Below are 9865 nucleotides of genomic sequence, written 5' to 3'. Positions count from 1 at the left end.
TTATGAGCAGGCCGCGGCGTTACCGTTAACTGCGATAACGGCCTGGGAATTGCTGTTTGACCGGCTTGAATTAGATCAATCCAGTCTGAAATATCCGCGGCCATTACTGTTAATTACCGGCGCCGCGGGCGGTGTTGGCTCGATGCTGGTGCAGCTTGCCCGGCAACTGACCAGTGTTTGTATTGTCGCAACGGCTTCCAGACCGGAAACGCAGGCCTGGGTCAAATCGTTGGGTGCACATTACGTGGTGGACCACAGTAAGCCTTTGCAGCCACAATTAGCAGAGTTGGATATTGATCGCGTAAGCCATGTTGCCAGTTTAACCCATACCGAACAGCACTATCCTGAGCTGGTAAAACTGTTGGCACCGCAAGGTAAACTGGCCCTGATTGACGACCCTGTAGGTGGAATTGATATTATGCCACTGAAACAAAAAAGCATTTCGTTGCACTGGGAGTTTATGTTTACCCGTTCATTATTTGCCACAGCAGATATGCATTTGCAGCATCAGTTGTTAACCGATTTAAGTCGCTTAATAGAGCAGGGCCAGATAAAAACCACCTTACAGCAAACGCTGGGCAGCATTAATGCGGCCAATCTGCGCCAGGCCCATGCGTTGCTGGAAAGTGGCAAAGCTATGGGCAAGGTCGTGCTGGCCGGTTTTTAACCGGCAGCAAGTGGTGTGACACATCAGGCTATTTGCTGATCCTGTTGATCGAAGCTATAGCTGGCTTTAAATAACACTTGTTCCAGCGCCAGTTGCAGCGCTGTGTTAATTGGGTAGTGGCGGTTTCCAAGCTGGTAATCCAGTTCATTTACCTGCTCTTTGCTTTGCATCATCAGTGGCGGCGGTGAGCTTTGCAGCATAATGACGCTTTGCTGATACTTTGCCGGGTGATCACTCTTAATGGTTTTACATACCGATAATGAGGTTTGGCCGGTTTTATCGCGATAGCCAGCAGCACCAAACATCCGGCAAATACTGGGGCGTTGCTGATAGATACTGCACTGTCCCTGTTTACCATCAAAAGATAACTTCTGATAGAACACACACCCTTGTGGCTGCGTTAACTGCCCGAGGTCACTCAGGGTTTGTTCGGCTTTGCCTTGATCAAACAAGTGCAATGCCAGCGGCAGCATTTCCAGCACGGTTGCCTCGATAGTCGGCGCCAGACAGCACTCACCACAGCCGCTGCGGCATTGTAAGCCCTGGCGCTGTTGATAATCACTGAAAGTTTCCGCTATTTCGCCATACACAGCCTCAACACGACGCGATAATTCACGCAGCCGTAACATACAGACTCCGAACGAAATACATAAAGGGTTTGCTTAATAAAGAAACGACGGATTGTCGCGGCGCCATTCTACGCTGAGCCGGATCAACTCAGCAAGAGGGCGCTGTAAATATAGTCAACACGCCCAAATACATCAGCTAGTTATCATAGGCTCGGTATAGAGGTGGATCCGGTTCTGACCTTTATCCCGGGCACTGATAGCAGCAGCGGCAGCCTGGATTAGAAAGCTGTCACTATCCTGGCGGCTGTTATCAATCACCCGGATCCCAATATTAATGCTGATCGTAAACTGTTGCTGCTGCCAGCTAAAGTTAAATGCCTTGACCAGATCGATTAAACGATATGCCACTACCAGTGCTTCATTGGCATTTTTGCCGGGAGACAGCAGAGCAAACTGGTCTTTCTCCAGCCGGGCCAGCATATCAGCAGGGGCCAGATTTTGCGCCAGCTGCTGGCCCAGCTGCTTCAGTAAATCATCACCGGCAGTATGGCCAAACCGGCTGTTGATATCATTAAATTCGGCCACATCGATAAATAACAGGCTGCTTTTCCGTTTCCCTGCCTGATATAAGGTGCGGGTAAGCTGCTGCAATAGATAATGACGATTATACAAGCCGGTTACCGCATCATGGTTGGCCTGATAACTTAACTGTTCATAGGCCAGTTTCTGTTTGCTGATATCAATAACAGAACCATGAATAAAGGCGGGTTCGGTGGCCGTAGCCGGCACCAGCCTGGCTGATAGCAGGGCCCAGAACGGGCTGCGATCGGCCCGTAAGCCACGGATCTCAGCTTGTTGTTGACCAAACTTATGCAACTGACTGGTAAAATCCAGTCGATCAGTCGGGTTTGCATAAAACCGAGCCATGCCATTGACGCCCACGTCCTGACGTAACTCACTGATTTGCTGGTATCCCAGGATCTGCAGTAATGCCAGATTGGCATCGACTAACTGTCCTTCAGCATTGCCGACAAACAGGCCTTCGTTGGCCTGATGAAACAGCGTCTTATATTTACGCAGTTCGTTAAGCGCCGCATGATCGGTGGTTTGTACTGCATGAATATGGTCGAGACTGAAATGAATAACCGACATACACAATAAAATAAGCAGCAGCGTTAAATAGTGCCATTCCAACAGCTGTTTAAAATAACCCAGTTGCGCCATGGTCAGAATGGCGGCACTGAGTAGCAAAAAGAAACAAGCTAATGCCAGCGAGCGGGCGCTTTTCTGGCCGGCAACGGCATAGTGCAGGGTAAGCAGAATATTGCTGCTAAGTAACACTGTGATACTGCCCAGCAATAGCCAGAACCGCCATTCGCCACCGACAAGTAGCGGGCTGAACAGTAAACACAGCGCCAGCAGGTTATTAAAGATATGTACCTTGTGCCAGATAAACGACAGTGGTTGCTCCAGCCTGGCCCGGATAAATAAATTAAGGCATAACAATGAAATCCCGGAAAAAATGTACAGAATAGCCAGATTAATCGCCGGGTTGTCAGGCCACATCAACGGAAACGCCAGGCCATTCAGGATAGCCAGAACCATAGCAAAACCGGTAAAAAACAAGCCCTGATACAAACGATGGCGCTGGCGCAGCTGGTTGAACAGTAAAAAACTGTGCAAGGCCAGCATCAGCAAAATACCACTAAGCACCCCGTCGAAAATCGCATTACCCTGCTGCACACTGATAAAAGCTTCCGGTTGCCACAGGGTGATGTCACTGGGGATAATGGCCGCATCCACTACCCGCAGATAAACGTCAAAGTCCTGCTCTGGGCCGAAGTTCAGCGCAGTGACGTAGCTACGATAGGGCAATGCCCGGACGTTGAACGGATAATCATTGCCGGTGCGGTTAAGCAGTTCGATATCTTTGCTGGCCCGATCAACCCGATACACCTCAAGTTTGTCTACCATGGGAAAGTTATATTCCAGTAACCAGGTTACCGGTTGTTTGCTGGTATTGCGCAGCCGGGCTTTAAACCAGACGGGGTTGTCGTCGCTGACCAGAATACGTTTATCAACGGCGACCGCTTGAAAACTATGGAGGTAGGCTGGATCAGCCAGAATATCATCAAGAGTAATGTCACGGGGGGTGCTCAGATAATACAGATATTGAATACCGGTTTTGGCGGTAGCATCGGGGTCAAGCCGATTGCTATCGGTTTGTGCGACCAGAGGCCAGCTACAAAGCCATAACAGCAAGGCATATATCCAGGATTTTACTGGTACCACTTGGGCTCTCCGTCGGCGGGCAACACCGTTAACACCACGGGGTTTCAGGCCAATCTGGCTGCCCGCTGAATTTTAACAGTAGCTTAGCTTAATTGCTTACGTTTTAGCTATAGAAAAATAACATTAGCCGCTAGCGGCCAGATAGTCACCTATCTCTGCAATAAATTCACTGCCATAGCGGCTCAGTTTAGTATTACCTACGCCCGACACGGCCAGCATGCTGCTATTGTCGGTGGGTAAGCGCTGACACATGTCGATTAAGGTTGCGTCACTGAATACCACAAACGGCGGTACATCATCCCGCTCTGCCAATTGTTTACGCAGGGTCCGTAGCCGGGCAAATAGCGCCCTGTCATACTTTTGGTTGCCAAGCTTGGCGGGCACTTTCTGGCTGCTTTGCAGGCGCGGTACCGCCAGTTGCAGGTTGGTTTCACCCCGCAATAGTGGCCGGGCTGCAGGTAATAACTGCAACACCGAGTTGCGGGTAATATCCTGCTGCAAATAACCAAAATGTACCAGCTGGCGCAACACGCTTAACCAGTAGTCATGGCTGTGATCCTTGCCAAGGCCCCAGGTACTGAGCTTATCATGCGCCTGCTCGCGGATTTTCTGGTTCTGGCTACCGCGCAGCACCTCAATCACATGGGCCATTCCATAACTTTGCTCTACCCGGTATACACATGACAATGCTTTACGTGCCAGCTCGGTGGCATCAAATTGCTGCGGCGGGTTTAAACAAATATCACAATTCCCACAGCGTTGCTGCCTTGCTTCGCCAAAGTAATTGAGTAATACCAGGCGGCGGCAGGTCTGGGCCTCGGCAAAGGCGGCCATGGCCTGAAACCGTTGCCAGGCAACTTCAGCCCGTGCCGGGTTTTCTTCTGCTTCCAGCCAGCGTTTCATCCGGGTAATATCTGCCGGGTCAAACAACATCAGTGCTTCCGCCGGCACGCCATCACGACCGGCCCGGCCGGTTTCCTGATAATAGGCTTCAATGGTACGAGGCAATTCAAAATGAATAACAAAGCGAATATTAGATTTGTTTACGCCCATGCCAAATGCCACGGTGGCAACAATGATTTGAATGTCATCCCGCTTAAAATCGTCCTGCACCCGGCCCCGCTGCTCGCTGTCGTGGCCAGCATGGTATGCCGCCACTTTAAAACCGCGTTCAGATAGCTGGGCACTTAGCTCATCGACTTTGCGCCTTGAGCTGCAGTAAATAATACCGGCACTGCCTTCCTGCTGTTTTAAATAGCTGACCACTTGTTCCAGCGGCCGAAACTTTTCCTGTACCGTATAGCGGATATTGGGCCTATCGAAGCTGCCGGTGTAAATACACGGGCTCTGCAAGGTTAACTGCTGCACAATATCCTGGCGGGTCGCAATATCAGCGGTAGCCGTCAGTGCCATCACCGGCACGGCAGGAAAACGCTGTTTTAATAGCGCCAGTGCCATATAGTCGGGCCGAAAGTCATGGCCCCACTGTGAAATACAATGGGCTTCGTCTATGGCAAACAAGCTGACGCCCACATCAGTTAGCCGGTCTAAAAATGCCGGTTGCAATAACCGTTCGGGAGCCACATACAAGAGTTTTAACTCGCCACGACGTAGCCTTGCAAACACCTCAAGCACCGCTTCCCGGCTTAAGCTACTGTTAACGAACTCGGCGGCGATACCATTGGCTTGCAAGGCGTCAACCTGATCTTTCATCAGCGACATTAACGGCGAGACGACTATCGTTACCTGGTGCAAATGCAAGGCGGGTAACTGATAGCACAGCGATTTTCCGCCACCGGTCGGCAGCAACACAAAGCTGTCGCGTCCCTGCAGTGCCGCATCAATAATTTCGGCTTGGCCATCGCGAAAGGCGCTGTAGCCAAAGGCTTGTTTTAAAGTGGCTAATAACTGTTCTGACACGCGCCGTCGATACTCTGAAAAAATCAGCGGCTATTGTATGCGTTAAGCCCGCTGATTTACAGCTTTGCGGTAATTGAATCTGGCCGCTGAACACGTTACTGGTCAGACCAATTTGATTGTGGCTAAAACAGCCTGGCGTTATTGGAGTTTTAACTCTAAATATTTTCTGTTTTGCCTTTGCGGCTATTGTCTGCTTTATTTACTTGTTATAGAAAAACTGGTACCGTATCGCCTCTTTTAAATATTGGTAATACCAATTTACAACTTGTCGAAAGGCAACCCAGCACAAGCGAAGCTAATCCGGCATGGCAGATTATAAAATTAAACCCGCTAAACTCTCAGACCGTATCGTAGAGCAGCTGGAAAACATGTTGCTGGAAGGCAGCTTTGCCCCGGGCCAGCGTTTACCGGCAGAGCGTGAGCTGGCTGAGCGGTTTGATGTGTCACGGCCGTCCTTGCGTGAGGCTATCCAGAAGCTGGAAGCCAAGGGCTTGCTAAGTCGGCGCCAAGGCGGTGGTACTTATGTCTGCGATAATTTAGCAGTAGGTTTAACCGATCCTTTGTTTGCGTTAATTGGTCGCCACCCAGAGTCACAGTTCGATTTGCTGGAGTTTAGGCATGCGTTAGAGGGCATTTGTGCCTATTACGCTGCACTGCGCGGCACGGCTGCCGATCATCAGCAAATAAAAGATTTATACAACAGCATATGTTTAAGCCAGCAGCAACAGGATGTTGATGCTGAAGCCAAAGCTGTCGGCCAGTTTTATCTGGCGGTAGCGGAAGCGTCACATAATGTGGTGCTGCTACATTTAGTCCGTGGTTTAACACCGCTGGTAGAGCAAAACGTGCGGTTAAACCTGGTGGCGCTGGCAGCGCGCGAGGGCAGTGCTGAACAACTTAATGCCCACCGCCAGCGGTTAATGCAGGCGGTAATTAATGGCGAGCCGGAAAAAGCCCGTCAGGCCAGTAATGGCCACTTAGCTTTTATTGAAGAAGCGTTGTTGGAAGTAAACAAAGAGCGCTCGCGCATTGAACGCTCTTTGCGTCGTTCCCAGCAAGGCTGATAACCTGATAATTTTAAACGCCCAGGCGTGAATAACCATAGGAAACCTCGATATGTCTGAAGTCAGTAAGAATGACATCGACGCTCTGGAAACAAAAGAGTGGCTGGAAGCACTGGAGTCAGTGGTTCGCACCGAAGGTGTGGAGCGGGCGCAGTTTCTGCTTGAGCAGGTATTAGAACAAGCCCGCTTAGAGGGCGTAGCCATGCCAACCGGCGTGACGACTAACTACATTAATACCATTCCACCACAGCAGGAGCCGGCTTACCCTGGCGATGTTAATCTGGAACGGCGTATCCGCTCGGTTATTCGCTGGAACGCCATTATGATCGTGCTGCGCGGCTCGAAAAAAGAGCTGGAACTGGGCGGCCATATGGCATCTTACCAGTCGTCTGCGGCATTTTATGAAACCTGTTTTAACCATTTCTTCCGCGCGCCGAATGAAAAAGACGGTGGCGACTTAGTCTATTATCAGGGCCATATTTCACCCGGTATTTATGCCCGTGCCTTTGTGGAAGGCCGCTTAACGGCAGCGCAGCTGGACGGCTTTCGCCAGGAAGTGGATGGCAACGGCTTATCGAGCTACCCACACCCGAAATTAATGCCCGAGTTCTGGCAGTTCCCGACGGTATCGATGGGTTTAGGCCCGATAGCCGCTATTTATCAGGCACGCTTTTTAAAATACTTAAATGGCCGCGAGTTAAAAGACACCAGCGAACAACGGGTATACGCCTTTTTGGGCGACGGTGAGATGGACGAGCCGGAATCACGCGGTGCCATCAGCTTTGCCGCCCGCGAGAAACTGAACAATCTGTGTTTCCTGATTAACTGTAACCTGCAGCGCCTCGATGGCCCGGTAATGGGTAACGGAAAAATCATTCAGGAGCTGGAAGGCTTGTTCCGGGGCGCAGGCTGGAATGTGATTAAAGTGGTGTGGGGCCGTGGCTGGGATAAATTGCTGGCCAAGGACACCACCGGTAAATTGTTACAACTAATGAATGAAACGGTTGATGGCGATTACCAGACCTATAAAGCCAACGACGGTGCTTTTGTTCGCAAGCATTTCTTTGGCCGTTATCCGGAAACCGCTGCCCTGGTTGCTGATATGACCGACGAAGAGATTTTTGCCTTAAAGCGCGGTGGTCATGAGCCTTCTAAGTTATTTGCTGCCTTTAAAGCTGCGCAAAACTGCACTGACAAACCAACGGTTATTTTAGCTAAAACCGTTAAAGGGTATGGTATGGGTGATGCTGCCGAAGGCAAAAACATTGCCCACCAGGTGAAAAAAATGGATATGACCCACGTATTGCAATTGCGCAAGCGCCTGGGTCTGGAAGATTACATCAGTGAAGAGGCGGTTGACGATCTTCCGTATATCGAGTTGCCAAAAGACTCACCAGAATTAAAGTATCTGCACGATCGGCGTAACGCGCTACATGGTTACACGCCGGTGCGCCTGCCTAAATTTACCAAACCGTTAACCCTGCCTGAGCTGGATGCGTTTGACTCATTATTAACCGAGCAGAAACGCGAAATCTCCACCACCATGGGTTACACCCGTATTCTGAATGTGTTGTTAAAAGACGAACATATTGGTAAGCAAATAGTCCCTATTATTGCCGATGAAGCCCGTACTTTCGGTATGGAAGGTCTGTTCCGGCAAATTGGTATTTATAACCCGGGTGGTCAGACGTACACTCCGGAAGACCGTTCTGTGGTGTCGTACTACAAAGAAGATGTTGGTGGTCAGGTATTACAGGAAGGGATTAACGAGCTGGGTGCCATGTCGTCCTGGGTGGCCGCAGCCACCTCTTACAGCACCAACGATTTACCGATGATCCCATTCTACATTTACTACTCGATGTTTGGTTTCCAGCGGGTAGGTGATATGGCCTGGATGGCCGGCGATCAGCAGGCACGTGGTTTCCTGTTAGGCGCTACCGCCGGGCGAACCACCTTAAATGGTGAAGGCCTGCAGCATGAAGATGGCCACAGCCATGTGCTGGCCAGCACTGTGCCTAACTGTATTTCGTATGACCCGACTTATGTGTACGAGCTGGCAGTGATTATGCAGGACGGCATTCGCCGCATGTATGGTCCGGATCAGGAAAATATTTATTACTACATTACGGTAATGAATGAAAACTACCACCACCCGGCCATGCCAAAAGGCGCCGAGGAAGGTATTCGTCGCGGTATTTACAAGCTGGAGTCGTATAACGGTGATCGCGGTAAGGTACAACTGTTAGGCTCAGGCACCATCTTTAACGAAGTGCGTAAAGCTGCTGAAATTCTGAGCAAAGACTACGGCGTTGCCTCAGATGTGTTCTCGGTTACCTCGTTTAACGAGCTGGCGCGCGATGGTCAGGATGTTGAGCGCTTCAATATGTTAAACCCAGATGCGAAAGAGAAGACGTCATTTGTGGCGACGGTATTGGGCACAGCCCCGGCAATTGCTGCTACCGATTATATGAAGAACTACGCCGAGCAAATTCGTGGCTTTATCCCGGCAGTGTCATACAAGGTACTGGGCACGGACGGCTATGGCCGCTCAGACAGTCGCGAAAATCTGCGTCGTCATTTTGAAGTAAACGCTGGGTATATTGTGGTTGCTGCGCTGGCTGAACTGGTAAAACAGGGTGAGCTTAAAAAAGCGGTGGTAAGCGAAGCCATTAAGAAATTTGGCATTGATGCAACCAAAACCAACCCGTTGTACGCGTAAGGGGATAACTGATGACGAATGAAATTAAAGTACCCGACATTGGCGCAGATGAGGTTGAAGTAACCGAAATACTGGTTAAAGTTGGCGACAAAATCAAACCAGAGCAGTCTTTACTCAGCGTTGAAGGCGATAAAGCGGCGATGGATATTCCGTCTCCCGAAGGCGGCGTGGTTAAAGAAATTAAAGTAAAAACCGGTGACAAAATCGAAACCGGCAGCCTTATTATGATTTTTGAAGGCGACGCTGACGGCGACTCGAAAGACAGCGACGACAAAGATCAGGCTAAGCAGTCTGACGATAAAAAATCAGATGATAAAGCATCAGCTGACAAAAAATCTGACGATAAAAAGTCTGATGATAAAAGCGGGGATGACAAAAAGTCTGCTTCCAAAAAATCAGGCGGTAGTGCCACTAAAGAGGTTGAAGTGCCGGACATTGGTGGCGATCCGGTTGAAGTCACCGAAATTCTGGTGAAAGTGGGCGACAGCGTTAAAGCCGATCAGTCACTGCTTAGCGTTGAAGGCGACAAAGCCAGTATGGAAGTGCCTGCGCCGTTCGAGGGCAAGGTAAAGGAAATTAAGGTTAGCGTCGGCGACAAAGTCGAAACCGGTAGCCTGATCATGGTATTTGAAAC

Annotated in this window: 7 protein-coding genes; 4 read left to right on the top strand and 3 right to left on the bottom strand. The window is 50.1% G+C overall.

Annotation, left to right across the window (positions count from 1 at the left end; translation table 11 throughout):
• Nucleotides 1-667 (top strand): zinc-binding alcohol dehydrogenase family protein (locus ABY802_RS14605; RefSeq protein WP_372627863.1); only part of this gene is annotated, 667 nt, incomplete at its 5' end.
• Nucleotides 668-690: 23 nt separating this feature from the next.
• Here ABY802_RS14605 and ABY802_RS14600 read toward each other — a convergent pair.
• The 3 genes from ABY802_RS14600 to recQ all read right to left on the bottom strand — a co-directional run bounded on the left by ABY802_RS14600 (nt 691) and on the right by recQ (nt 5448).
• Complete coding sequence (locus tag ABY802_RS14600; RefSeq protein ID WP_372627862.1) at nt 691-1296, bottom strand: YkgJ family cysteine cluster protein; 606 nt, start codon at nt 1294-1296, stop codon at nt 691-693.
• Between the two features lie 132 nt (nt 1297-1428).
• On the bottom strand, nt 1429-3528 hold the full coding sequence (locus tag ABY802_RS14595) for a diguanylate cyclase domain-containing protein (RefSeq protein ID WP_372627861.1): 2100 nt from the start codon (nt 3526-3528) through the stop codon (nt 1429-1431).
• Between the two features lie 123 nt (nt 3529-3651).
• Entirely contained in the window at nt 3652-5448 is a 1797-nt protein-coding gene (gene recQ, locus ABY802_RS14590; RefSeq protein WP_372627860.1) for a DNA helicase RecQ, read from the bottom strand.
• 305 nt (nt 5449-5753) lie between these two features.
• Between recQ and pdhR the strand changes: the two genes are divergently transcribed.
• The 3 genes from pdhR to ABY802_RS14575 form a co-directional block, all read left to right on the top strand.
• Nucleotides 5754-6512, top strand: a complete 759-nt coding sequence (pdhR, locus tag ABY802_RS14585; protein ID WP_372627859.1) for a pyruvate dehydrogenase complex transcriptional repressor PdhR — start codon at nt 5754-5756, stop codon at nt 6510-6512.
• Nucleotides 6513-6564: 52 nt separating this feature from the next.
• Nucleotides 6565-9231: a pyruvate dehydrogenase (acetyl-transferring), homodimeric type gene (gene aceE / locus ABY802_RS14580; protein WP_372627858.1), complete on the top strand. Its 2667-nt coding sequence runs from the start codon at nt 6565-6567 to the stop codon at nt 9229-9231.
• Between the two features lie 11 nt (nt 9232-9242).
• A partial coding sequence (locus tag ABY802_RS14575; protein WP_372627857.1) for a biotin/lipoyl-containing protein occupies nt 9243-9865 on the top strand: 623 nt, incomplete at its 3' end.

The organism is Arsukibacterium sp. (genome assembly GCF_041616895.1).
GTDB lineage: Bacteria > Pseudomonadota > Gammaproteobacteria > Enterobacterales > Alteromonadaceae > Alishewanella.
The sequence above is the reverse complement of the archived record's forward strand: the minus strand, read 5'-3'. Positions and strand labels throughout refer to the sequence as shown.

Coding starts and splice junctions, on each gene's coding strand:
- ABY802_RS14600 (WP_372627862.1), bottom strand. CDS start 1,296: ATGTTACGGCTGCGTGAATTATCGCGTCGTGTTGAGGCTGTGTATGGC.
- pdhR (WP_372627859.1), top strand. CDS start 5,754: ATGGCAGATTATAAAATTAAACCCGCTAAACTCTCAGACCGTATCGTA.
- aceE (WP_372627858.1), top strand. CDS start 6,565: ATGTCTGAAGTCAGTAAGAATGACATCGACGCTCTGGAAACAAAAGAG.